At 71.9% G+C, this 24,433-nt stretch carries 21 protein-coding genes and 1 riboswitch; of the genes, 8 read left to right on the forward strand and 13 right to left on the reverse strand.

All coding sequences use genetic code 11. The features are described from left to right. Positions 1–70: 70 nt before the first annotated feature. A complete protein-coding gene (gene rimO / locus FHU34_RS26730; RefSeq protein WP_145784980.1) occupies positions 71–1,579 on the reverse strand; it encodes a 30S ribosomal protein S12 methylthiotransferase RimO in 1,509 nt (502 codons plus the stop codon). A 120-nt stretch (positions 1,580–1,699) separates the two neighbouring features. Then, positions 1,700–2,623 carry an ornithine cyclodeaminase family protein gene (locus FHU34_RS26735; RefSeq protein ID WP_145785819.1) on the reverse strand — a complete coding sequence of 308 codons (924 nt, stop codon included), beginning with the start codon at positions 2,621–2,623 and terminating at the stop codon, positions 1,700–1,702. 92 nt (positions 2,624–2,715) lie between these two features. Further along, a riboswitch (guanidine-III (ykkC-III) riboswitch) is annotated at positions 2,716–2,788 on the forward strand. A gap of 61 nt (positions 2,789–2,849) precedes the next feature. Here FHU34_RS26735 and FHU34_RS26740 point away from each other — a divergent pair. Both FHU34_RS26740 and FHU34_RS26745 read left to right on the forward strand, forming a co-directional pair. Then, the gene (locus FHU34_RS26740; RefSeq protein WP_145784981.1) at positions 2,850–3,164 is read left to right on the forward strand and encodes a DMT family transporter; all 315 of its coding nucleotides are present in this window, start codon (positions 2,850–2,852) and stop codon (positions 3,162–3,164) included. Between the two features lie 82 nt (positions 3,165–3,246). Beyond that, entirely contained in the window at positions 3,247–3,492 is a 246-nt protein-coding gene (locus FHU34_RS26745; RefSeq protein ID WP_145784982.1) for a hypothetical protein, read from the forward strand. Positions 3,493–3,560: 68 nt separating this feature from the next. Here the strand turns inward: FHU34_RS26745 and FHU34_RS26750 are convergent, their stop codons facing one another. Further along, positions 3,561–6,017 carry a DNA translocase FtsK gene (locus tag FHU34_RS26750; protein WP_145784983.1) on the reverse strand — a complete coding sequence of 819 codons (2,457 nt, stop codon included), beginning with the start codon at positions 6,015–6,017 and terminating at the stop codon, positions 3,561–3,563. Positions 6,018–6,131: 114 nt separating this feature from the next. Here FHU34_RS26750 and FHU34_RS26755 point away from each other — a divergent pair, with 114 nt between their 5' ends. From FHU34_RS26755 to FHU34_RS26765, 3 genes are all read left to right on the forward strand, one after another. Next, positions 6,132–6,611 (forward strand): type III secretion system chaperone family protein, encoded by a 480-nt coding sequence (locus FHU34_RS26755; RefSeq protein ID WP_145784984.1) that lies wholly within the window; start codon positions 6,132–6,134, stop codon positions 6,609–6,611. Continuing rightward, positions 6,608–8,260, forward strand: a complete 1,653-nt coding sequence (locus FHU34_RS26760) for a type III secretion system chaperone family protein (RefSeq protein WP_145784985.1) — start codon at positions 6,608–6,610, stop codon at positions 8,258–8,260. Before FHU34_RS26755 ends, FHU34_RS26760 begins: the two co-directional genes overlap by 4 nt. Before the next feature lie 124 nt (positions 8,261–8,384). Beyond that, positions 8,385–9,443 (forward strand): LPXTG cell wall anchor domain-containing protein, encoded by a 1,059-nt coding sequence (locus FHU34_RS26765; RefSeq protein WP_167524911.1) that lies wholly within the window; start codon positions 8,385–8,387, stop codon positions 9,441–9,443. A gap of 78 nt (positions 9,444–9,521) precedes the next feature. On the opposite strand, the gene FHU34_RS26770 is transcribed toward FHU34_RS26765, so the two are convergent. From FHU34_RS26770 to FHU34_RS26790, 5 genes are all read right to left on the reverse strand, one after another. After that, positions 9,522–11,210 (reverse strand): ribonuclease J, encoded by a 1,689-nt coding sequence (locus FHU34_RS26770; RefSeq protein ID WP_145784987.1) that lies wholly within the window; start codon positions 11,208–11,210, stop codon positions 9,522–9,524. Positions 11,211–11,262: 52 nt separating this feature from the next. Continuing rightward, complete coding sequence (gene dapA / locus FHU34_RS26775) at positions 11,263–12,189, reverse strand: 4-hydroxy-tetrahydrodipicolinate synthase (RefSeq protein WP_145784988.1); 927 nt, start codon at positions 12,187–12,189, stop codon at positions 11,263–11,265. A 47-nt stretch (positions 12,190–12,236) separates the two neighbouring features. After that, positions 12,237–12,977 carry an FAD-dependent thymidylate synthase gene (thyX, locus tag FHU34_RS26780; protein ID WP_145785820.1) on the reverse strand — a complete coding sequence of 247 codons (741 nt, stop codon included), beginning with the start codon at positions 12,975–12,977 and terminating at the stop codon, positions 12,237–12,239. Between the two features lie 575 nt (positions 12,978–13,552). Further along, positions 13,553–14,113 carry a DUF2752 domain-containing protein gene (locus FHU34_RS26785; RefSeq protein ID WP_425280587.1) on the reverse strand — a complete coding sequence of 187 codons (561 nt, stop codon included), beginning with the start codon at positions 14,111–14,113 and terminating at the stop codon, positions 13,553–13,555. A 55-nt stretch (positions 14,114–14,168) separates the two neighbouring features. Next, positions 14,169–15,398 (reverse strand): winged helix-turn-helix domain-containing protein, encoded by a 1,230-nt coding sequence (locus FHU34_RS26790; protein ID WP_145784989.1) that lies wholly within the window; start codon positions 15,396–15,398, stop codon positions 14,169–14,171. 79 nt (positions 15,399–15,477) lie between these two features. On the opposite strand from FHU34_RS26790, the gene FHU34_RS26795 reads away from it, so the two are divergent. After that, the gene (locus FHU34_RS26795) at positions 15,478–16,029 is read left to right on the forward strand and encodes a GNAT family N-acetyltransferase (protein ID WP_145784990.1); all 552 of its coding nucleotides are present in this window, start codon (positions 15,478–15,480) and stop codon (positions 16,027–16,029) included. On the opposite strand, the gene FHU34_RS26800 is transcribed toward FHU34_RS26795, so the two are convergent. Then, a complete protein-coding gene (locus tag FHU34_RS26800) occupies positions 15,928–17,202 on the reverse strand; it encodes a glycosyltransferase family 87 protein (RefSeq protein WP_145784991.1) in 1,275 nt (424 codons plus the stop codon). The two genes, FHU34_RS26795 and FHU34_RS26800, sit on opposite strands and share 102 nt — an antisense overlap. Positions 17,203–17,237: 35 nt before the next feature. Between FHU34_RS26800 and FHU34_RS26805 the strand changes: the two genes are divergently transcribed. After that, positions 17,238–17,831, forward strand: coding sequence for a GNAT family N-acetyltransferase (locus FHU34_RS26805; RefSeq protein ID WP_145784992.1), 594 nt, complete (start codon positions 17,238–17,240; stop codon positions 17,829–17,831). Between the two features lie 10 nt (positions 17,832–17,841). On the opposite strand, the gene FHU34_RS26810 is transcribed toward FHU34_RS26805, so the two are convergent. From FHU34_RS26810 to FHU34_RS26825, 4 genes are all read right to left on the reverse strand, one after another. Beyond that, a complete protein-coding gene (locus FHU34_RS26810; protein WP_145784993.1) occupies positions 17,842–18,726 on the reverse strand; it encodes a carbohydrate ABC transporter permease in 885 nt (294 codons plus the stop codon). 1 nt (position 18,727) lies between these two features. Beyond that, positions 18,728–19,849, reverse strand: coding sequence for a carbohydrate ABC transporter permease (locus tag FHU34_RS26815; RefSeq protein ID WP_145784994.1), 1,122 nt, complete (start codon positions 19,847–19,849; stop codon positions 18,728–18,730). A gap of 70 nt (positions 19,850–19,919) precedes the next feature. Then, positions 19,920–21,170 (reverse strand): sugar ABC transporter substrate-binding protein, encoded by a 1,251-nt coding sequence (locus FHU34_RS26820; protein ID WP_145784995.1) that lies wholly within the window; start codon positions 21,168–21,170, stop codon positions 19,920–19,922. 25 nt (positions 21,171–21,195) lie between these two features. Further along, complete coding sequence (locus FHU34_RS26825) at positions 21,196–22,173, reverse strand: LacI family DNA-binding transcriptional regulator (RefSeq protein ID WP_244311847.1); 978 nt, start codon at positions 22,171–22,173, stop codon at positions 21,196–21,198. Positions 22,174–22,330: 157 nt separating this feature from the next. On the opposite strand from FHU34_RS26825, the gene FHU34_RS26830 reads away from it, so the two are divergent. Next, entirely contained in the window at positions 22,331–24,433 is a 2,103-nt protein-coding gene (locus FHU34_RS26830) for an amylo-alpha-1,6-glucosidase (RefSeq protein ID WP_145784997.1), read from the forward strand.

Raw genomic sequence — 24,433 nt, forward strand, 5'->3', positions numbered from 1 at the left:
CTCCGCTCGGGCTGCCGCGGCGTTCCCGGCACCGCACCACGTGGCTCCCCCGCTCCGCTCGGGCCCGCCGTCACCGTGCCGCGCCGGGCGCCGCCGAGATCATCTCATCCGGCACGGCCAGCAGGTCCACCCCTTCGGTGCCGGTCACCGTTGCGCGCACCAGATCACCGGGACGCAGCGCGGCCAGGTCGACCCCGCCGTCGGCCGGCGCGACCAGGGTGGTCGAGCCGTCGACCTCCGGCGCCTGGTGCGCCGCCCGCCCCTCCACCACGCCGTCCGTGATCGAGTCGACGAGCACCTCGACGGTCGAGCCGAGCCGGTCCTCGGCCCGCTGCGAGCACAGCTCGTCGGCGAGCGCGCTGAGCCGGTCGTACCGCCGCTTGATCGTCGCGGCGGAGACCTTGCCGGGCAGCCCGGCGGCCTCGGTGCCGTCCTCGTCGCTGTAGTCGAACATGCCGATCGCGTCGAGCCGCGCCTCGGTCAGGAACCGCACCAGCTCGTCGACGTCGGCGCGGGTCTCGCCGGGGAAGCCGACGATGAAGTTGCTCCGGGCACCCGCGTCCGGGGCCAGCGCACGCGCACCCGCCAACAGCTCCAGGAACCGGTCGGTGGAGCCGAAACGCCGCATCCGGCGCAGCACCGGCTCGCTGGAGTGCTGGAACGACAGGTCGAAGTACGCGGCCACACCCGGGGTGTTGGCGATCGCCTCGACCAGCCCGGGGCGGGTCTCGGCCGGCTGGAGGTAACTCGCCCGCACCCGGACGATGCCACTCACCGCGGCGAGCTGCGGCAGCAGCTTCTCCAGCGCGCGGGGGTCACCCAGGTCCTTGCCGTACGAGGTGGAGTTCTCGCTGACCAGCACCAGCTCGCGTACGCCGGTCTTGGCCAGCCACTCCGCCTCGGCGAGCAGCTCGTCCGGCGTACGCGACACGAACGCCCCACGGAAGGCCGGGATGGCACAGAAGGCGCACCGGCGGTCGCAGCCGCTGGCGAGCTTCAGCGAGGCCACCGGGCCGGTGTCCAGCCGGCGGCGCAGCACCTGCCGCAGGTGCGCCGGGGTGTGCTCGTCGGTGTCGACAGCGGTGCGGGTGACGGTGCCGTGCCCGGGCAGCGACACCGCGCTGTCGCGCCGCTTCACCGGGGTCAACGGCAGCAGCTCACGCCGGTCCCGGGGGGTGTGTGCGGTGACCTGCTCACCGGCGACGACAGCGTTCAGCCGGGCGGCGATGTCCGGGTAGTCGTCGAAGCTCAACACCGCCTGGGCCTCGGGCAGGCTGTCGGCGAGCTCCCGGCCGTACCGCTCGGCCATGCAGCCGGCCGCGACGACCTTGGCGCCGGTGCCGGCGGCGGCGAGCAGGGTCTGGATGGAATCCTGCTTGGCCTTCTCCACGAAACCGCAGGTGTTGACGACCACCACGTCGGCGCCCTCGCCGTCGGTGCTCACCTGCCAGCCGTCGGCGTGCAGCCGGGCGGCCAGCTCCTCCGAGTCGACCTCGTTGCGGGCACAGCCGAGGGTCAGCAGGGCGACGCGGCGGCCCTCGGCGTTGTCGGAAGGAGAAGGAGCGGTGGCAGACACCATCCGAGGGTACCGGGCCAGCCGGGGTGGCCCACGCACGCGGGCGGCCGGGCCTCAACCCACTTCGGTGTGCTCAGTCACTGGGCAGGTCTGCCGGTCGCCTCCAGCGGTGTCGGTCGGCCGTCAGCGTGCTGTGGCGCCCACCCGGGTCAGCGCGTCGAGCAGGAAGACCTCGGTCCCGGCCAGGCCGGTGGAGCAGAAGACGGAGATCTGGTCCGCGGTGGTCCGGCCGGGGGCCACGCCGGCCAGGATGCCGCCCAGGTCACCCAACCGCCCGGCGTACGGGGGCGTGGCCGCGAGCATCGGCGGCTGGTAGTCCGCCGCCTGGGTCGGCGAGTCGGTGACCAGCAGGTCCGCGACGTCCAGCAGGTCGGTGCCGAACTCGCTGCGGTCGAGCTGCTTGAAGCCGACCGCGTTGACGTGCGTGCCGGGGCTGAGGTCGGCGGCGCGGAGCACCGGGGTCGGGCTGGTGGTCGCGAGCACCACGACGTCCCGCCCGGCCACGGCTGATCCCGGGGTGGTCACCGCGCGGGCTGACACACCCAGCTCGGCGCGGACCCGGGCGGCGAAGGCGTCTCGCCGGGCGGCGGAGCGGCTGTGCACGACCACCTCCCGCAACGGGCGGACCGCGGCGGCGGCCCACACCTGTGTCCAGGCCTGCCGGCCGGAGCCGATCACCCCGAGGCTGGCCGCGTCCGGGCGGGCCAGCGCGTCGATCGCGACACCTCCCAACCCCCCGGTACGACGGGAACCCAGCTCCTCGCCCACCGCCACCGCCCGGACCGCCCCGGTTCGGCCGTCGTGCAGCACCACCAACTGCTCCCCCTCCGGGTGGCCGAAGGTGTCGTACGAGCGGAAGCCGTACCACTCGCCGACCAGGTGCCCGGCGGTGAGCACCATCCGGCCGCCGTCCAGCGCGGCGGCGGTCCGGGGCGGGGCGATCAGACGTCCCTCGTACGCGGCCAGGAGGGCGGCGCGCATGGCGTCGACCGTGGTGGCGGCGTCCAGCGCGGCGGCGACCTCGGGGTCGGCGTAGAGCAGGGTCATGGTTGCCATCCTGCAAGTTGAAGTCAGGTGCAGGTCAACGGGTGGTGGTGGTCGTCACCACCCCGCCCCGGACGCCGGTGCTAGCGTCGGCAGCGGTGGCCCCGGATGCTCGTGGCCGCTCCGGACGAGTGGTGGGCGTACCCGGTCAGGCCAAGACGCCCCGCGTGAGATGCAGACTCGACTCGTCCCGGCGCGGCAGCCCCGGGCGCCTACCGTGAGGTGAACGATGGCCTGGCTCGTACTCGTGATCTCGGGGATGCTGGAGACGGCCTGGGCGGTCGCCCTGGACCGCAGCGCCGGCCTCAGCCGGTTGGTTCCGTCCGCGATCTTCGTGGTGACCCTGGTCCTGAGCATGGCCGGGCTGGCGTACGCGCTCCGGGAGATCCCGGTCGGCACCGGCTACGCGGTCTGGGTCGGCATCGGCGCGGTCGGCACCGCCCTGGTCGGGATGCTGGCGCTCGGCGAGTCGGCGAGTCTGCCCCGGATCCTCTGCCTCGTGTTGGTGGTCGCGGGCGTGATCGGTCTGAAGATCTTCCACTGAGGCACGCCGTCGGCATGCGTGGCGAACACCCACAGTGGGTAGTGATCGATCCGTCACGACAGGCTCTCATTTGGAGGACGACATGACCGACATGCCGAGCACCGCCCGCCCCCGCAGCAACGCCGCCCGCATCCTCACCATCGTGGGCTTCGTCTTCGCAGTCCTCGCCCTGCTGCTCAACCCGATCATCTTCGGCGTGCTCGGCGTCATCGCGGGCGTCGTCGGCGCGGTGCTCGGCGACAAGCCGCTGGGCTGGTACGCCGCCGCGGCCAGCGTCGTCGCCGCGATCCTCGGTCTGGTGGTCTTCGCCGCGCTGATCAGCAATTGATCGCCCTCCCACGTCACGGGCCCGCCGGATACCGGCGGGCCCGTCGTACGTGTGGGGTCGATTCCCGATCAGTCCCCGTCGCCGCGTAGACCGACCAGCACCTCGTCGAGCTCGTCCGGCTTGACCAGCACGTCCCGTGCCTTCGACCCCTCGGACGGCCCGACCACGCCGCGGGTCTCCATCAGGTCCATCAGGCGGCCGGCCTTCGCGAAACCGACCCGCAGCTTGCGCTGAAGCATCGAGGTCGAGCCGAACTGCGAGGTGACCACCAGCTCCACCGCCTGCACCAGCAGGTCGAGGTCGTCGCCGATGTCCTCGTCGATCTTCTTCTTGTTGTCCTGTGCCGGTGCCAGCACGTCCTTGCGGAACTCCGGCTCGCGCTGGTCCTTGCAGAACTTCACCACGTCGGCGATCTCGCGCTCGGTGACCCAGGCGCCCTGGATGCGGACCGGCTTCGAGGCCCCCATCGGCAGGAAGAGCCCGTCACCACGGCCGAGCAGCTTCTCCGCGCCCGGCTGGTCGAGGATGACCCGCGAGTCCGCGAGCGAGGAGGTGGCGAACGCCAACCGGGACGGCACGTTCGCCTTGATCAGACCGGTCACCACGTCGACCGAGGGGCGCTGGGTGGCCAGGACCAGGTGGATGCCGGCGGCCCGGGCCAGCTGGGTGATCCGGACGACCGAGTCCTCCACGTCGCGCGGGGCCACCATCATCAGGTCGGCCAGCTCGTCCACGATCACCAGCAGGTACGGGTACGGGCGCATCTCCCGTTCGCTGCCCGGCGGAGCCTTGATCTCGCCGTTGCGGACCTTCCGGTTGAAGTCGTCGATGTGCCGGACCCCGTTGGCGGCGAGGTCGTCGTAGCGCATGTCCATCTCGCGGACCACCCAGTCCAGCGAGTCGGCTGCCTTCTTCGCGTTGGTCACGATCGGGGTGACCAGGTGTGGGATCCCCTCGTAGCCGGTCATCTCGACACGCTTCGGGTCGATCAGCAGCAGCCGCACCTCGTCCGGGGTGGCTCGGGTGAGGATCGACACCAGCAGGGTGTTGAGGCAGCTCGACTTGCCCGCGCCGGTGGCGCCGGCGATGAGGATGTGCGGCATCTTGGCGAGGTTGGCCACCACGTAGCCGCCCTCGATGTCCTTGCCGAGCGCCACCACCATCGGGTGGTGGTCGCTGGTCGCCGCCCGGGAGCGCAGCACGTCACCGAGGGCGACGTTCTCCGGGTCGGTGTTCGGGATCTCCACGCCGACGGCGCTCTTGCCCGGGATCGGGCTGAGGATCCGCACGTCCGGCGACTTCACCGCGTACGCGATGTTGCGGGACAGCTGCGTGATGCGTTCGACCTTGACGCCGTGACCCAACTCCACCTCGTAGCGGGTGACGGTCGGGCCCCGGGTGAAGCCGGTGACGGCGGCGTCCACGTCGAACTGGTCGAACACGCCGGTCAGCGCGGCGATCACCTCGTCGTTGGCCTTGCTGCGGGTCTTCGCGGCGGCGCCGGCGCTGAGCATGTTGGCCGGCGGCAGGGTGTAGTCCCCGGCCAGCCCGGTCAACGCGAGCTGCTCGGCGCGGGTCGGCGCGGGCGAGTGCTCCGGCGGCTCGACCGGCGGCTTGCGGCTCGCCGGCACCTTCGCCGGCGACTTGCGCGGCAGCACCATGGTCTCCTGGAGGTCCGCGCCGTCCAGGTCCTCGAAGTCGTCCGGGTCGATCGGCGGGGGCATCCGCTTGGCCGGCCGCCTGCGCGCGGGCCGCGCCGCCTCCTCGTCGGCCTCCTCGGCGGCCTCCGGGGATGCGACCAGCCCTCCGGCGAGCAGACCCAGCCGCTCCGGGATCTTGTTGATCGGCGTCGCGGTGACCACGAGCAGGCCGAAGAGCAACAGCAGGACCAGCAGCGGTACGGCGACCCAGGCGGTGACCGCCCGTTCCAGCAACCCGCCCACACCGGCGCCGACCAGGCCTCCGGCGTAGTCCCGCTGCACGGTGTCCACCGGGTCCTGACCGATCTGGAGCAGCGCGGCGGTCGACACCAGCAGCGAACCCCACCCGATCAGCCCGCGACCCCGGTGCTCCGGGTCGGCCGGCTGACGCATCAGCCGCCACGCGCCGATCATCAGCAGCACCGGCACGACCACCGAGATCGCGCCCAGGAACAGCCGGATCGAGTCGGCCAACCGTGCGCCCACCGGGCCGGCTCCGGAGAACCAGAGCGCCACGGCGGAGAGCAGGGCGAGACCGAACAGCAGCAGCCCGGCGCCGTCGCGGCGGTGCTCCGGGTCGAGGTCACGGGCCGAGGCGGCCTGTCGACCGGCGGCCCGAACCGCCCAACCCATGCCGTGTGCGAGACCCATCCACAGTGCGCCGACCGCGCGGCCCACGTAGACGGCCGGGCCGGGCCGGGCCGGCGTGGTACGACGCCGGACCGGCGCCCGGGTCTTCTTGGCCGGTTGACGGGCACGACTGTTGGTGCCACCGCGCGGCGACGCGCCGCGTCGCCGGCTCGCCTGAGAGGTACGGCCCGCCATAGAGTCACGGTAACGGTGAGGCCGGGCAGATCCCCGCTTTTCCGGGTCGTGTCCGCGCGTCGCAACACGGGCCCCACCGCCGGTCGTGATATCCGACTCAGAAGGGATGCCCTCATGGCGTCGCCGGAAATCGCGAGCGATCCGGACGATCCGCTGGCCGGGCACCCTGGTGCGCTGCGTCCACTGAGCGGCGAACTGGTCGCCGCGGTGCTCGCCGCCCGCGGCCGGTCCGTCGGCCTGAGCGCGGACGGCGAGTTGGTGGGCCGCTTCGACGACAACCTGATCTGGTTCCTCCTGCTCGGCGATGACGGGGAGCTGCTCCAGGTCCGCACCATGGTCACCACCACGTTCGGGATCGAGCAGGTGCCCGCCCTGTACGCCTTCTGCAACTCGTGGAACCACGACCGGCTGTGGCCCAAGGCGTTCACGCACGTCGACGACGACGGTCGGGCCCGCGTCTACGGCGAGGTGATCACCGACCTGGAACGCGGGGTGACGCCGCACCAGCTCGACCACCTGCTCGACTGTGGCATCACCACCGGCTGCCAGCTCGCCGTGGCGGTCCGCCGACTGCCCGGTGCGGTGCCGTCGTGACCGGCCGGGACGAGTTCACCGGCAACCGCACCGGCACGCCGCCCACCGGTGCGGACGACCGCCCCGCGCCAGGTCGTCTACCGGCGTTGGAGGCCGCGCTCGCCGACGCCCGGGACCTGCCCGACGGTCCACCCCGGCAGGTGGCCCTGGAACGGCTCGCCGAGCGGGCCGACGCCGCCGGGGACGTCCGCTCCGGTGTGGACGCCCGGTTCGCGCTGATCGAGGCGTACCTGCTCGACGGGGAGCGGTGGCGGCTGGTCGAGCCGGTCCGACGGTGCCGGGCCGCGGCCGACCACCGGCCCGGGCTGCTCACCGACGTCGAGACCGGGCTGTTGCTGCGCTACCAGCGGTACGCGGTCGAGGCGGTGCTCGGCACCCCCCGGGTCGGGTTGGACCAGACCCGGTCCCTGCTGCACGACCTCGCCCACCGGGTCGGTGTGGACGGTCCGGACACGCCTACCGTCGCGGAACTGCACTGCCGAATCGCCGACCACCTGGGCGACGAGCCCACCGCCCGCCACTGGTACGAGCGGTGGTCCGGCAAACGGCCCGGTCCGTCCGGCGGCTGCCCGGGCTGCGCCTCCGCCCGACGCGCGGAGCTGCTGACCGGCTGGGGCGAGTGGCGAGCCGCGCTCGACGAGCTACGGGATTCCGACGGTGACCCGGCGGCCTGCACCGACCAACCCGAACGGGACCTGGTCGCCGTCCTGCTGCCCGCGCTGCACGGGGGTGAGCCGGAGCAGGCCGCGGCGGCACACGTGCGGGCGTACCGCCGCCATCGGCGCGAACGTGCCGCGTTCCCCCACCTCGCCGCGCACCTACGGTTCTGTGCGCTCGGCGGGCACCTGGAACGCGGGCTGACCATCCTGACCGAGCAGTTGCCCCGGTTGGACCGGCCCACCGACGACCTCGCCGCGATGGAGTTCGCCGCCGCTGGCGCACTGGTCTGCGCGCTGGCCGAGGAGGCCGGTCTGGGTCGACGGACCATGCCCCGCCGGGCGTACGGCGAACGACCCGCCACCGAGCCGGACGTGTCCACACTCGGCGCCCTGCTGGTCGGGGTGGCCAGTGACCTGGCCGGCAGCTTCGACGCCCGCAACGGCACCGGTCACCACTCCGGCCGGATGGCCGCCTGGCTCGCCGAGCGCCCGCTCGCGGCACCGGTCCCGCTGCCTCCCGACGACGAGCCGGGCGGGTACGACGAGCCGGACACCGGCGGGTCCGACGAGGAGACCCGGCCCGACGAGCTGATGGCGCTGACCCTCGACATGATCATCGGGGTGCTGGACGAGCGCGGCGACCAGTACCTGGTGGAGTCGGGCGACACTGTGGTCGGCCGGTGGGGTTCCGTGGTGATCCAGTTCCGGCGGGCCGGCGAACGTGGCGAGGTCCTGCACGCCCGGTCCATGGCCGCCCGGCGGCTGCCGGCGACCCGCCGCGCCGAGGCGTACGCCTTCTGCAACGCGTGGAACCACGACCGGCTGCTGCCCAAGGCGTACGCGCACGACCTCGGTGAGGAGTTGGTGCTGGCCGGTGACGTGGCCACCGACCTCACCCACGGGGTCGCTCCGGCGCAGCTCACCGTGCTGGTAGACGCCGCCATCGCCACCGGCGTCGCCTATGCCGAGGCGGTCGCCGCGCTCCCCTGAGTCGCGGACGGGGCAGTTGGTTGCAGGCCGGGGCGCGGCTGTGCGACATCCGACAGCACGCAACCGGACGCGCCGCGTAGATGTGCTACGGCCATCACCGACCGCGAAACCCCCGGGAGTCGTTATGAACCGCCTGCTCAGCTCCGGTCTCCTCGCCGCCGCACTGCTCTTCGTACCCGCCCTCGCCGCGCCGGCCCTCGCCGCGCCCGCCATCGCCACGCCGAGTGCGGAAGCCGCACCCACGATCACCGCTCGGGGCGACATCGTCTTCCTCGGCGGGGACCCGTGGTCGCCCTCCGGCCCGCTGGAGGTCACTGTCAGGAACCCCGGCAGCACCGCCGCGAATGGCTTCTTCGTGCTGCGCCTCCCGGTCGACGCCGACCTGCTCCTGGGCGAGGACTGCCGGATGGTCCGGGGCACGCCGCGTACCTGGCTCTGCGGCGGTGCGGAACTGCCGGCCGGGGCTGAGCGGGTGTACCGGCTGACAGTCGGCTCGTCGGCTCCGGAGCCGGTCTTCGGGGTGCAGGCGTGGGGCGCCGTCGCCGGCCGGGACGCCGCCGGGGTCACCGACGAGTTCTCCGACTTCAGGATCAACTGGCCGGACCGCACCTCGTTGCGGTTGCGGGCCACCGCCGACCCGGTCGTCAACGGGACGACGACGGTGCGGGTGAAGGTCACCAATACCGGCACCTTCGACATCGGCGGTTACTCGTTCACCGTCACCACCCCGGCGGGGGTGCGGGTGGCCTCGCCGACGTGCGCGGACCGCGGCCGGATGGTCGGCGTCGGCTGCGAGATCCTGCGGCCGAACGTGCTCGGCGACGGCGTCACCGACAGCTTCGACGTACGACTGACGGTCACCGGGGGCACGAAGACCGTGCAGGTGTCGCTCGCCCCCACCAACCGCTACACGAACAAGGACACCGCGCTGACGCTACGCCTGAACGGTTCGGGCGGATCGGGTGCCGGTGACGCCACCACGCCGCCGCCCGCCGGTCCGACGGTCACGCCGAGCCCGACCGCCACCGCGAGCCCGACCGCCACCGTGACCTCGTCCACCCCGGACGCGGCGCAACTGCCTCGAACCGGCGTCTCCGGCAGCACGTACGCCCTCGTCGGCGCGGTGATGCTGGCCCTCGGGGCCGGGCTGCTCGTGCTGCGCCGCCGGTTGTCGCGGGGCTGAGTCGAAGCGCCCGCACCAGACTGCGGGCCGGTCACCGACATCCACGGGGGATGTCGGCGGCCGGCCCGCTCACATCTGTCAGACCTCGACCACTGTCGGCACGATCATCGGGCGACGACGGTACTTGTCGTTGACCCACCGCCCCACCGTCCGCCGGACGATCTGCTGGAGCTGGTGCGGGTCGGTGATGCCGTCCGCAGCAGCCCGGTTGAGCGCCTCGGTGACCAGCGGGACCACCGGGTTGAACGCATCCGGGTCCTCGGAGAAGCCCTTCGCGGACAGCGTCGGACCGGCGACCACCTTGCCGGTGACCGAGTCCACGACGACGGTGGTGGCGATGAAGCCGCCGTCACCAAGGATCCGCCGTTCGGTGAGCAACGACTCGCTGACGTCACCGACGGCGAGGCCGTCCACGTAGACGTACCGGCTCTTCACGTGCCCGACCAGGGTGGCGCGGCCCTCGACCAGGTCGACCACGTCGCCGTCCTCGCAGATCACCACCCGGTCGGCGGCGACCCCGGACTCGATGCCGAGCCGGGCGTGGGCACGCAGGTGACGCCACTCGCCGTGGACGGGCATCAGGTTGCTCGGCCGGACCACGTTGAGCAGGTAGAGCAGTTCCCCGGCGGGGGCGTGCCCGGAGACGTGTACCTTCGCGACGTCCTTGTGCACGACCACCGCACCGGCCCGGGCGAGCCGGTTGATCACCCGGTAGACCGAGGTCTCGTTGCCGGGCACCAGCGAGGAGGCCAGCACGACGGTGTCGCCGGGGGCGATGGTGATGTGCCGGTGGTCGCCGCTGGCCATCCGGCCCAGCGCGCTCATCGGCTCACCCTGGGAACCGGTGGACATCAGCACGATCTGGTCCGGCGGCAGCGTGGTCGCCTCGTCGATGCTGATGACCAGCCCGGCCGGGATGTTGAGCAGGCCGAGGTCCCGGGCGATGCCCATGTTGCGCACCATGGACCGGCCGATCAGCGCGACCTTGCGGCCGTGCTCCGCGGCGGAGTCGAAGACCTGCTGCACCCGGTGCACGTGCGAGGCGAACGAGGCCACGATGATGCGGCCCTTGGCCTTCGCGAAGATCGAGTCGAGCACCGGCCCGATCTCCCGCTCCGGGGTGACGAAGCCGGGGATCTCCGCGTTGGTGGAGTCGGAGAGCAGCAGGTCCACACCCTCCGCCCCGAGCCGGGCGAAGCCGGCCAGGTCGGTGATCCGGCCGTCCAGTGGAAGCTGGTCCATCTTGAAGTCGCCGGTGTGCAGCACCAGGCCGGCGGGGGTGCGGATGGCCACCGCGAGGGCGTCCGGGATCGAGTGGTTGACAGCGAAGAACTCACACTCGAACGGGCCGAGCCGCTCGCGGCCGCCCTCCCGAACGGTCAGCGTGTACGGCTGGATCCGCCGCTCGGCCAGCTTCGCCTCGACCAGGGCGAGGGTGAACTGGGAGCCGACCAGCGGGATATCGGGCTTGTGGGCGAGCAGGTAGGGCACCGCGCCGATGTGGTCCTCGTGGCCGTGCGTCAGCACGATCGCCTGGACGTCGGCCAGCCGGTCCAGGATCGGGCCGAAGTCGGGCAGGATCAGGTCCACACCCGGCTGTTCGACGTCGGGGAACAGGACCCCGCAGTCGACGATCAGCAACTTGCCGTCGTACTCGAAGACGGTCATGTTCCGACCGATGGCGCCGAGCCCGCCGAGCGGAATGATCCGCAGGCCGCCTTCCGGCAGTGGCGGGGGTAGCTCCGCCTCGATGTGCGCCTCGGTCACGCGTCCACCTCAATCTGCGACGCCGTCACTCGGCGTCCGTCGTGTCGTTTGATCATTCGGGCAGCTCCAGGCCCGCTGCCGCGAAGTCCGCGCGCAGCTGGGCGATCTCGTCGTTGGTGGCGTCCACCAGCGGGGGTCGCACCGGGCCGGCCGGCAGGTCCAGCGCTGCCAGGCCCGCCTTCACCAGGATCGTGCCCTGGGTGCGGAAGATGCCGGTGAACAGCGGCAGCAGCCGCCGGTGCAGCGCCAGCGCGGTCGGCATGTCCCCCGCGTCGTACGCATCGATCAGTTGTGCGGTCAGCGCCCCGGTGAAGTGCGTGGAGGTGCCGACCACGCCCACCGAACCGACGGCCAGCGCCGGCAAGGTGAGGGCGTCCTCGCCACTGTAGAACGCGAGGGCGCTCCGGCTGGTCACCCAGCTGGTGGCGGTCAGGTCGCCCTTGGCGTCCTTGACCGCGACGATCCGGCCGTGCTCGGCGAGCCGGACCAACGTCTCGGTCTCGATCGGCACACCGGAACGGTGCGGGATGTCGTACAGCATCACCGGCAGGCCGGTGGCGTCGGCGACGGCCGTGAAGTGCCGGACCAACCCCGCCTGCGGCGGCTTGTTGTAGTACGGGGTGACCACCAGCAGGCCGTGCGCACCCGCCTTCTCGGCGGCTGCGGCCAGCTCGATGGTGTGCCGGGTGTCGTTGGTGCCGACGCCCGCCACCACCTTGGCGCGGTCACCGACAGCCTCCACCACGGCCCGGATCAGCTGTTCCTTCTCCGCGTCGGTGGTGGTCGGCGACTCACCGGTGGTGCCGTTGACCACCAGCGCGTCGTTGCCCTGCTCGTCAACCAGGTGGCTCGCCAGCTGGGCGACGCCGTCGAGGTCGAGGGAACCGTCGGGGGTGAACGGGGTCACCATGGCTGTGATCAGCCGGCCGAAGGGGCGGGACGCCGGTCGGGCCGCGGCATCGAGGTGGTCGTGCGTCATACCCCCCAACCTAGCGGACGACCAGCCGGGGCCCGCCGGGGAAGGGCTCAGGACGCCTCGTGCGGGCTGGCCGCCACCTCGGTGCCGTCCGGCAGCGTGGAGATCACGAAGTCGGCGAACACGTTGGGGGCGACACCCTGCAACTGGCGCAGGCACTCGACGGCCAGCTCACGGATCTCCACGTCGGCGTGCTCGGTGGCCCGCATCGCCACGAAGTGCCGCCACGCCCGGTAGTTGCCGGTGACCACGATCCGCGTCTCGGTGGCGTTGGGCAGCACCGCCCGAGCCGCCTGCCGGGCCTGCTTGCGGCGCAGCGTCGGGTTCGGCTCGTCGGAGAAGCGCTGTTCCAGGCCCTCCAACAACTCGGTGTACGCCCGGACGCTCGCCTCGGCGGCCTCGGTGAACTTCTTGTGCAGCTCCGGGTCGTCGGCGATGACCGCCGGCTCGACCATGGCCGCGTCGCGCTCGGGAACGTACCGCTGGGACAACTGGGAGTACGAGAAGTGCCGGTGCCGGATCAGCTCGTGGGTGAAGGAGCGCGACACCCCGGTGAAGTAGAAGGTGACCGACCCGTGCTCCAGCACCGAAAGATGCCCGACCTCCAGGATGTGCGCCAGGTAGCCGGCGTTCGTGGCGGTGGCCGGGTTCGGCTTCTTCCAGGACTGGTAGCAGGCCCGTCCGGCGAACTCGGCGAGCGCCTGACCACCCTCGGCGTCGGTCGACCACGGCACATCGTCCGGGGCCGCGAACTGGGTCCACGCGATCAACTTGACCTGGGGCTGCACCATCTCCGGCATTCCTGGGACTGTAGTGGCGCGGCAGCCCCCGGCCCAACTCAGGCGCGCCCCGTGCAATCTCGATCACTCGGGCAGCGGTGGGGCCTCCGACGTCCGAGGTGTGGGCCGGGTCCGCGCATCGTCGTCGAGGCCGGGGCGGACGGTTCCATCGGCGTCCTTTGGAGCTGAACCGTTTACGACATCAGCCCCGCAGATGGGCCGCCCGAGCCGACGGGCGCCGCCCGAGCGCCCAGGTGGTCTGTCAGCCGCTTCCATGCGCAAGATCGCGCAAGATCGTGGATGTAGTGGTATCCGGCGCGGCCGAGACCACTACATCAAGGATCGAGCACGATCTTGGGGCCGCGTGCGCCGTGCAACGCGCGCCGAGGGCGCGAATGCGGGGCGCCCGCCGCCTGAAACCGCCGCGAGTGGATCGCCCGGTCTCCTGAAAACGAGTCGATCATGGAATGACGGCGGAGGAGGCGGCACGTGATGTCGTGAACGGTTCAGCTCCACAGGACGCCAGACCAGCGCCTGCCGGTCGAGCGCCGCATTCGCGGAGCGGCAGACGTCGGACGGCGGCGCGCTCAGACGTAGAGCGAGGTGAACGGCGCCCAGGGCAGGTTGCGCAGCACCGAGAACGCCAGCCACACGCCCAGGAACCCACCGATGACCTTCGAGCTGATCCGCAGCTCGGGCAGCCGCCAACCGAACGCCTGGTTTCCCGCCCAGGCCACGAAGAGGTACGCCAGGAACGGCAGCGCGAAGACGAACAGGAAGTGGTGCCGGGCGGCGGCCGGCAGGTCGGCGTGCAGCACGTACCAGAGCGCGCGGGTGCCGCCACAGCCCGGGCAGTCCAGCCCGGTGGTCAACTTGAGCAGACAGGTGGGTGCGGCGTCCGGGGCGGCGTGGGTCGGATTGCTGAGCAACGCGTAGCCCATCCCGATGCCGACACAGCCGACCGCGGCCAGCGGCACGACCCAACGCGGCGAGCGCTCGTAGAGCCGCAGCACGAACCGGGTGAGCCGGTCCGGCTCAGGGGCCGGGTAGCCACCCGGCGGGGGCGGCGGCCAACCGGCCGGGCCCGCATCAGCCGAAACCGCGCCGGTCGGGCCCGCGGCGGTGGTGTCGGCCGGCACCGTGTGCACAGCCCCGGGGGCGGGTTGCGGCTCGTGGACCGGTCCGGAAGGGCTCGTCACGCGCTCACGGTACACCGGACACGCCGGCCAGTGCGGCGGTCAACGGGCCGGCGAGGTCGCCGGCCACGGGCGGGGCCACCGCGTCCAGGCCGAGCCAGCCGGCGAGCCGGTACAGCTCGGCGGCGAGCGCCACGGCGGTCTCCCCCGGATCGACGCCGGGCTCGACCCAGGCGGCCGGCACCAGCAGCCCCCCCGCCTTGCGGTCGGCCTTCAGGTCGACCCTTGCGGTGAACCGGTCGCCCTGCAGGAACGGCAGCACGTAGTAGCCGTAGACCCGCTGCGGCGCCGGAACGTAGATCTCGATCCGGTAGGTGAAGTCGAACAGCCGCTCGGTGCGGGCCCGTTCCCAGATCAGCGGGTCGAACGGGCTGACCAGCGTGTTGCCCCGGATCCAACGGGGCAGGCGGGCGGACGAGTGCAGCCAGGCCGGCTGACGCCAGCCTGGCACGGTGACCGGCACCAGCTCACCGGCCTCGGCCAGCTCTGCGACGGCCTGTCGGGCACCGGCCAGCGGCAGTCGGAAGTAGTCGCGCAGCTCCGGCTCGGCGGCCACCCCGAGCGACCGCGCGGCGAGGGCCACCAGCGTGCGGTACGCCTCGGCGTCGGTCGGGGTGGGCGCGGCCAGCACCGCTGCGGGCAGCACCCGCTCGGGCAGGTCGTAGCGGCGGGCGAAGGAGGTGGTGCGCTCCGCGGCGACCACCTCGCCGGCCCAGAAGAGGAACTCCAACGCACGCTTCACCGCCGACCAGTTCCACCCCCAGTTGCCGGTCTCCCGGGGCGCGTCGTGCTCGATCTCGGCGGCCGTCAACGGCCCTCGGGCTGCCACCTCGTCACGAACCCAGGCGACCAGCTCCGGCTGCTCCTCGGCGATCCGCCGCATGCCACCCCAGGATTCGCTGTGCGCGCGGGCCATCCGCCAACGCAGCATCGGGTGCAACTCCACTGGGACCAGCGACGCCTCGTGGCCCCAGTATTCGAACAACTCGCGCGGGCCGCGGTAGGCGGCCTGGTCGAGCAACGCGGTCGGGTAGGGCCCGAGCCGACTGTAGAGCGGCAGGTAGTGCGCACGTTGCAGCACGTTGACCGAGTCCATCTGGATCAGCCCGACCCGCCCCAGCACCCGCCGCAGGTGCCGACGGCTGGGCGCGCCGGTCGGCGCCGGGTCGGCGAAGCCCTGGGCGGCGAGAGCCACGCGGCGGGCCTGGGCCAGCGAGAGTGATTCCGGTGCGGTCATCGTCGGCGACCCTAATTCATCGGTACGACGTCGGTGCGGGAAGCTGGACGTGACGACCAACGGGGCATAGAACGGTGCAATGCTGACCATCCGCCGGGAGGAGCCGGACGACGCCGACGCTGTCGCCCGGGTGCACGTACACGGCTGGCAGGCGGGCTACGCCGGCTTCATGCCCGACGAGGTGCTTCGGCGGCTGAACGTGGCCGCCTGGGCGCAACGCCGACGCGACGTCGGCACCGCCGACCCCGAGCACCCGTTCACCACCCTCCTCGGCGAGGTGGACGGGTTGGTCGTCGGCTTCACCACCTTCGGGCCGTACCGCCGCAACCAGGACCGGGACGACCTGGACCCGACGGTCGGCGAGGTGGTGGCGATCTACGTGGAGCCGGCCTGCTGGGGTGACGGGACCGCCGCCGCGCTGCTGGCCGCCGCCCGGGCCGGTCTCAGCGAGCAGGGCTGGTCCGGCTACCGGGCGTGGGTGCTGGCGGACAACCGGCGAGCCCGCCGGTTCTGCGAGCGCGCCGGCCTGTCACCGGACGGTGAGCGGTCGACCTACCAGGTGCCGCTGGCCGGCGGGGTCCCGCCGGTCGGGCTGGTCGAGCTGCGGTACGCCGGACGCCTCGACAGCTGACCCGTCCGGGGCCAGCCAGCGGCGGATCGGCAGGAAGGCCAGCAGCGCCAGACTGATCCACACGTAGGCGTTGCTGCCCACGAAGCCGTCCAACCCGGTGAAGTCCTTCTCCCAGAACCACACGGTGCGGCTGATCAGCAGCGCGTACCCGATGATCGCGGCGACCAGCAGGACCCGCCGTCGGCGGCCGGCCGGCGCGGCCATCGCGTTGTCGACGAGCAGGATCAGCGCGGGCAGCAGCCACACCAGGTGGTGCACCCAGGTGACCGGGCTGACCAGGCACATCACCGCGCCGGTCAGCGCCAGGCCGGTCGCCTCGTCGCCGACCGCGACGGCGGCCCGGGACCGCCAGGCCCAGAGCGCCAGGGTGCCGAGCGCCAGCAGCAGCCAGAGCACTGTGCTCGGGTGCTGCGGGTCGAGCCGGGCGACCACCCCGCGCAGCGACTGGTTGGAGACGAAGGCCAGCTCACCCACCCGACCGGTGTTCCACAGCGACTCGGTCCAGAACTCCCGGGACGCGTCGGGGAAGAGCGCACCCGCCAGCAGCGACACCCCGGCGGCGGTGCCGGAGGCGGTGAGAGCCGCCCGCCAACGACCGGTCACCAACAGATAGACGATGAAGACACCAGGGGTCAGTTTGATCGCGGCCGCGAGCCCGATGCCCACCCCGGCCCACCGGTTGCCGGTCGGCAGCAGCCGCAGCAGGTCCACCGCCACCAGGAAGAGCAGCAGTGTGTTGACCTGGCCGAAGTTGACCGTCTCACGCATCGGTTCGAACGCGGCGGCCAGGCAGAGCGCCACCGCGAGCGCGAACCACCGGGTCCAACCGGCGCGGCGGGCGATCGGGTCGACCAGCCACCAGATCAGCACCGTCGTGGTGACCACGCTGGCGAGCACGCTCACCACGATCGCGGCCGTCCACGGCAGGTACGCCATCGGCAGCATGACCAGTGCGGCGAACGGCGGGTACGTGAAGCCGTACTGGGTGTTCGGCTTGAGGTAGTCGTAGATCTCCCCGCCGTCGTGCACCCACCAGGTCAACGCGCCGTAGTAGACCTTCAGATCGAAGAAGCCGTGTCGTACGGCCGCGACGGCGAGGAACGCGGTGACCGCCGCCGCGAGCACCACCACCCCGACGACCTGCGCGGTCGTCCGTTTGGCACCCTGCGCCACCGTCGCCTCCCTCGCCCTGCGTAGGCTTCCGTCCCATGGCTCTCGGGTACGTCCGCCCGGCGCGTCCCGAGGACGCCGGCGAGATCGCACGCATCCAGCTCGCGACCTGGCGGGTCGCGTACCGCCGGATCCTGCCTCGGCACGTGCTCGACAACCTGGACGAGGCGTTCCTCGCCCGGCGGTGGAGCGCTGCGGTGCTGGAGCCGCCCTCCGGCGCGCACCGGGTGCTGGTCGCCGTCGAACAGGCCGAGCAATCGTATCTGGTGGGGTTCGCCGCCTCCGGCCCGGCCGACAGCGAGGCCCTGGCCCCGGGTGAGCCGGCCGACTCGCTCGGCCCGGACGTGGCGGCGGTGACCGATCTGCTGGTCGAGCCGCGGTGGGGTCGGCGTGGGCACGGCAGCAGGCTGCTCTCCGCGACCGTCGACCTGTGGCGGGAGGACGGGTTGAGTCGGGCGGTGGCCTGGGCGTTCGACGGTGACGAGGCGACCCGGAAGTTCCTCACCAGCACCGGCTGGGAGCCCGACGGCGCGGCCCGCGCGCTGGACGTCGACGACATGCTGGTGCCGCAGGTGCGCCTGCACGTGGCGGTGCCGACCGAGCCACTCGCCGAGGACCGCCCCGGCGAGTGACCCGGCCGGGTCAGCCCTTGTCCGAGCCGTCGTTGGCGTCGCGGACGAAGTATCGCTGGAACACCACGAAGATGATCGCCACCGGGATGGTGGCCAGCAACGCCGCGCCCAGTTTCAGCGGGTACTGGGTGCCCTTGCCGAGCGAGCCGCTGACCAGGTCGGCCAACCCGCGCGGCAGGGTGAACAGGTCCGGGTCCTGCACCGACACGAGGCTGTGCGGGAACTCGTTCCAGGAGCCCTGGAACGACAGGATGGTCAGGGTTATCAGCGCCGGTTTCGCCATCGGCAGCACCACCGACCAGAAGGTGCGGAAGATGCTCGCCCCGTCGATGCGGGCGGCCTCCTCGACGCTGACCGGGATCGACTCGAAGAACTGCTTCATGATGAACACGCCCGCCGCGTCGGCCAGCAACGGCACCACCAGCCCGGCGTAGCTGTTGTAGATGCCGAGCTGGTTGAGCACCAGGAACTTCGGGATCAGCAGCACCACCCCGGGCACCGCCATGACCGCGATGACGGCGGCGAACAGCCCGCCGCGACCCCGGAACCGCAGTCGGGCGAGCGCGTACCCGGCGAGCGAGTCGAAGAACACCCGACCGACGGTGACCAGCACCGTCACCAGCAGCGAGTTGCCCAGCCAGAGCGGGAAGTTGGTGCCGGCGAAGATCCGTTCGAAGCCGGCGAGGGTGAGCGGGTCCGGGAACGGCGACAGTGGGTTCGCCGCCGCGTCGGGCTCGGTCTTGAGAGCGTTGCCGATCTGGATGACGAACGGGTAGAGGAACACCAGCCCGAAGAAGACCAGCGTCGCGTACCCCAGGAAGCGGGTGGCCAGGGTGCGGGCCGCGCGGTGGTCGGGCCGCGCGGACGCCGCCGGGCGGTCGGTGAGCACGGCCATCTCAGGACCTCTCCGGTACGCGTCGACGCCGCCAGCCACGTCGCGGCCGGTCGGTGTCCCGCTCGGCCAGCACCCGGCGCTGGATCAGCGTGAGCACGATGATGATCAGGAACAGGACGAAGGAGATCGCCGCCCCGGAGCCGTAGTCGAAGTCCCGGAAAGCGGTCCGGTACGACAGGTAGGCCGGGGTGAGCGTGGTCTTGGCCGGGTCGCCCTGGCTCATCACGTACACCTGGTCGAAGACCTGCCAGGAGCCGATCATGCCGAGGGTGAGCACCAGGAAGGTGGTGGGCCGGATCAGCGGCAGTGTGACGTGTCGGAACCGCTGCCACCGGGACGCCCCGTCGAGGGTGCTGGCCTCGTCCAACGCGACGGGCACGTTCTGCAGGCCGGCCAGGAACATCAGCATGAACGTGCCGGACGTGGTCCAGACGACCAACGTGATGATCGAGATCATCGCCACGCTGGGGCCGGCCAACCAGTCCCACCAGGTCAACCCGAACGGGCCGCCGTCGGTGAGTGCCGCCGGCGGCGAGTCGACGCCGACGACGCCGAACAGCAGGTGCAGCACACCCCGGGAGTCGGCGAACCACTCCGGCCCGTCGATCCCGAAGAAGCCGAGCAGCGCGTTCACCGCGCCGGAGTTGGCGAAGAGGAACAGGAACACCACGCTGATCGCCACCGAACTGGTGACCGAGGGGAAGTAGAAGGCGCTGCGGAAGAAGCTCTTGCCCTTCAGCATCCGGTTGTTGACGACCAGGGCCAGCCCGAGCGCGAGCACTGTCTGCGCCGGCACCACGATCGCCACGTAGTAGATGTTGTTGCGGATGCTCGTCATGAAGTCGCGGCGGGCCAGCCCGTCCTCGGCGAACAGACGTGTGTAGTTGTCCGCGCCGACGAACGGGACGTCGCCGGTGAAGGGACTGCCCTGGCCGTTCCAGTCGGTCAGGCTGACCCAGAGCGCCATCAGGATCGGCAGCAGCAGGAACAGCCCCAGAATGACGATCACCGGTGCGACGAAGAGCCAGCCGGCGACTGTCTCGTTGCTCCGGATGCCGCCTCGGCGTCGGCGGGGCTCCGACCCCGGCGTGGTCGCCACGGCGGTCAGTGTCTCGGTTGCCATCGTTCCTCCCTCCCTTTCTCGGGCCGACGTGCGGCGGGGCCCAGGCGTTCGCCCGGGCCCCGCCGACACCTCAGCTGCCGCCGAGCGCCGCCTTGGCGTTCTTGTCGAAGTTCTGCAGGACGGTCTTCGGGTCGCCATTGGCCAACCCCTGCAGACCGGTGTCGAGGTCCTTGAGGACGCTGTCCATCTTCGGGGCGTTCACCGGGCCCTGGGCGTACGCGGCGCCGTCGATGAACGGCTTGTCGGCCGGGAAGGCGCTGGTGTACTGCTCGCCCGCGGACTGCCGGGACGGCATGACGCCGAACGCCTTCGCGAAGGCCATCTGCTGCTCGCCGCTGGTCATCGCCTCGACGAATTTGATCGCCTGATCCTTGTACTTGCTCTTGGCGGCGACACCCCAGCACTGGGTGAAGGACAGGGTGCCCTGCCCCTTGGGACCGGCCGGCAGCGCCACCACCTTGTACTTCACGTTCGGGAAGTCGTTCTGCAGGGCACCCTTGATCCAGTTGCCCTCAATGGTCATCACGGCCTTGCCCTTGCCGAACGCCTCACCGGACCAGCCGGCGTCGAGCTGCTTCGGGTACTTCGCCAGGCCGGTGGTGAGCATGGTCTTGACGTACTGGAGGGCGGCCAGGTTCTCCGGGGTGTCGGCCGTGGGCTGCTTGCCGTCCTTGCTCGTCAGCCAGCCACCGTTCTGCACCATGAAGGCGCCGATCCGGTCCCGGGTGTCGCCGAGGGCGAGCGGCACCTGCCCCTTCGCCTTGATCTTCTGGGCGACCGTGGTGAACTGGTCCCAGGTCGTCGGCATGTCGGCGTCGGTCAGCCCGGCCTTGGCCCACAGGTCGGTGTTGATCTGCAGGGCCAGCGTGGAGAAGTCCTTGGGCGCGCAGTAGAGCTTGCCGTCGTACGTGAAGGTGGTGCGCAGGCTCTCGTAGAAGTCACCGGAGTTGCTGATCTTGTCGCCGTACGGTTCCAGGGCGCCGACGCTGGCGTAGTCGGCGAACTGGGCCGCGTCCACGTAGAAGACGTCCGGCGGGGTCCCGCCCGCCAGAGCCTGACCGAGCTGCTGGGTGAGGTCCTGCGCCGGCGTGACCGTCGCGGTGCTGCCGGAACCGCTGGCCCACTTCGCCGCGGCCTCCTTCACCGCAGTGGTCTCGGCGTCACCGGACGAGCCGATCAGGATCTGCAGGCTGGCCGGGCCGCTGGACTGGGCGGTGTCGCCGGATGAGTCGTCGAAGCCGCTGCCGCAGGCTGCGGAGCCGAGGAGCGCGACGGCGGCGAGGCCGGCCACCGCCGCCCGGGTGATGGTTCGAGGTGCCATGGGTTTCTCCTGGTGGGGGGTGGGACTACGCGGTGTGCCGCAGTGCCAGCGCGGGCTGGAGCAGCACGGGGGCGGGGGTCTGGTGGTCGTCGTCGAGGACCCCGGTGAGCAGGTCCACGCAGCGGGCGGCGGCCTCGCCCAGCGGTTGGCTGACGCTGGTCAGCCCGACCGCTGCGGCGACCGGTGTGTCGTCGAAGCCGATCACCGACACCGGCGGGTCGATGCCGCGGATCGCCTGGAGCGCGCCGAGGGCGAGTGAGTCGCTGGCGCAGACCACTGCGGTCGGTGCCACGGCGTCGAGCAGGTCGCGCATCAGTCGTTCGCCCTCGGCGATGCCGTCCTCGGTCTCCCGGTGCAGTCCGGTCGGGTCGACGTCGGCCGCGCGCAGCGTGTCCTGCCAGCCGGCACGCCGGTCGTCGCCGACGCCGGAGCCGACCGGCCAGCCGAGGAAGGCGATCCGTCGGTGGCCGGCGTCCAGCAGGTGCCGGGTGGCCCGGGCGGTGCCGGCGGCACCGTCCACGTCCACCCAGGGATGCGCGTCGAGCGCGTCCCACGGGCGGCCGAAGGTCACGAACGGCACGTTCCGGTCGGCGAGCCAGGCGGTACGCGGGTCGCCGTGCGTGGTGCCAACCAGCACGAACGCGTCCAGCTCGTACGTGCCGAGCAGATCGTCGTAGGTGGCGATCTCCCGGTCGTGGTCGGTGGCGGTATAGAGAAGCACCCGGTAGCCGGCGGCGTCGGCGGTCTCGGTGAGACCGTGCAGAAAGCGGTCGAGTACCGAGCCGTTGATTCCGTCGCGGGTCGGCTCGATCCGCGCGGCGATCAGTCGGGACCGGCCGGTGCGCATCTGTCGGGCGGCCTGGTTGGCCCGATAGCCGAGCGCGTTGATCGCGTCCTGGACCCGCTGACGGGTCTCCTGCCGCACGATGTGCGGGCTGTTGAGGACGTTGGACACCGTCTGCCGGCTGACTCGGGCGTGCCGGGCCACCGTCGCTATGGTCACCTTTTCGGCCACTTAATCCCTCTCGCCATCTTGAACGATCCAATTTGGATAAGGCAGGATTAGATCGTTCAAGTTTCTGGAATGTTTCGCACTTTGCACGGCCCGGGTCGCGATGTCAAGACGTCCGCCCCGCACCCCGAGGATCTGGAGCCACACCGTGATCGAACGCCAGCTGCAACCCCTCCTGCACGAGTTGGCCGGGGTGGTCCTCGCCCCGACCAGCGCGCTGGGGGACGCGACAGGGCAGATCCGCCCGACCGGCGTCCAGGGCGTCTTCCACGCCGACGCCCGGGTGCTCTCCCGTGCCGAGTTGCGCGTCGACGAGCGGGAACTCGAAGGGCTGACCCGCGGCGACGACGGCCCACACGGCGCACGGTTCGTCGGCCTGGCCCGCTGGCTCGGCGACCCCACGCCCGACCCGACCGTCCGCGTCGAACGTCTCCGCCGGGCCACCCGCAACGGTCTCACCGAGGAGCTGCGGATCGTCTCCACCGCCACTGTCGGCGTACGGGCCACCGTCACCGTCGACCTCGGCTGCGACCTCGCACCCATCGAGGCCGTCAAGTCCGGTGGCACCACCACCGCGTTGGAAGCCAAGACCGGTCAGCCGGGCCTGCTCACCTGGTCGGCAGCCGGAATCACCGTCACCGTCAGCGCACCGGGCGCGGAGGTGCTGGCCACCGCCGAACGCGCCACCGCGCCCCGGCTGGCCTGGCCGGTCGACCTGCCCCCCGGCGGCGAGACCGTGCTCAGCTGGAAGCTGACCGTCGAAGATCCGCGCGCCGTCGTCGTCGGCCCGGCCGGCGACCCCGAGTGGTCCCGGCCCGAGGTGACCGCCGACGACCGCCGCCTGGTCCGACTGCTGAACCGCAGCCTGGACGACCTGCGCGGCCTACGGCTGGCCGAGACCGGCGCGCCGACCGACGTGTTCCTCGCCGCCGGGGTGCCCTGGTTCCTCACCCTGTTCGGCCGGGACAGCCTCTGGGCCGCCCGGATGATGCTGCCGCTCGGCACCGACCTCGCCGCCGGCACCCTGCGCGTACTCGCCCGCAGGCAGGGCACCCGGGTCGACCCGGCGACCGGCGAGGCCCCCGGCAAGATCCTGCACGAGCTGCGCCGGCACGAGTTCACGGTGCCCGGCAACGGCCTGCGCCTTCCACCCGCGTACTACGGCACCGTCGACGCCACAATGCTCTGGGTCAACCTGCTGCACGACGCGTGGCGCTGGGGTCTGCCCGCCGAGCAGATCGAGCCGCTGCTGCCGCACCTGGAGGCGGCGCTGGGCTGGCTCGGCGAGCACGCCGACCCGGACGGTGACGGCCTGGTCGAGTACGTCGACACCACCGGGCACGGACTGTCCAACCAGGGCTGGAAGGACTCCGGCGACGCCGTCCGCTTCCACGACGGCACCCTGGCCACCGCGCCGATCGTGCTGGCCGAGGTGCAGGGGTACGCACACGAGGCGGCGATGAACGGCGCCGCCCTGCTGGACGCCTTCGGCCGACCGGGCGCCGACCGCTGGCGCGAACACGCCGCCGGGTTGGTCCGCCGGTTCCGGGACAGTTTCTGGGTCGACGGCCGGTACGGCCCTCAGCCCGCCCTCGCGCTCGACCGGGACAAGCGCCCCGTCGACTCGTTGACCAGCAACATCGGTCACCTGCTCGGCACCGGTCTGCTCGACCGCGACGAAGAGGCCCAGATCGCCAGGCTGCTCACCACCGACACCCTCACCGGGGGATTCGGGCTACGGACCATGGCCACCGACGACGCCGGCTTCAGCCCGCTGTCGTACCACTGCGGTTCGATCTGGACCCACGACACCGCTATCGTGCTCGGCGGTCTGGCTCGCGCCGGGCACCGCACGGCCGCGCTCGGCCTGGCCGAGGGGCTGCTCAGCGCGGCAGAGGCGTTCGACTACCGGCTGCCGGAGCTGTACGGCGGCGACGACCGGTCACTGCTGCACCGCCCGGTGCCGTACCCGGCCTCGTGCCGCCCACAGGCGTGGGCCGCTGCCGGCGCGGTGCTGCTGCTCCAGGCGGCGACCGGCCTCTACCCGGACGTGCCCGGCGGCACGGTCCGGTTGGCTCCTCTGGCCGGGCCCGAACTGGGCGGGTTGCACGTCGACGGACTGCGCGTCGGCGACGCCTCCGTGACCGTCACGGTCGACCACACCGGCGAAGCCACAGTCACCGGCCTCCCCGCCCCGCTGACCCCAACCGTCCCCACCCAACGCCGCCCCACCACCCCAGCCCTCCACTAA

This window comes from Micromonospora taraxaci (assembly GCF_007830095.1).
Lineage (GTDB): Bacteria > Actinomycetota > Actinomycetes > Mycobacteriales > Micromonosporaceae > Micromonospora > Micromonospora taraxaci.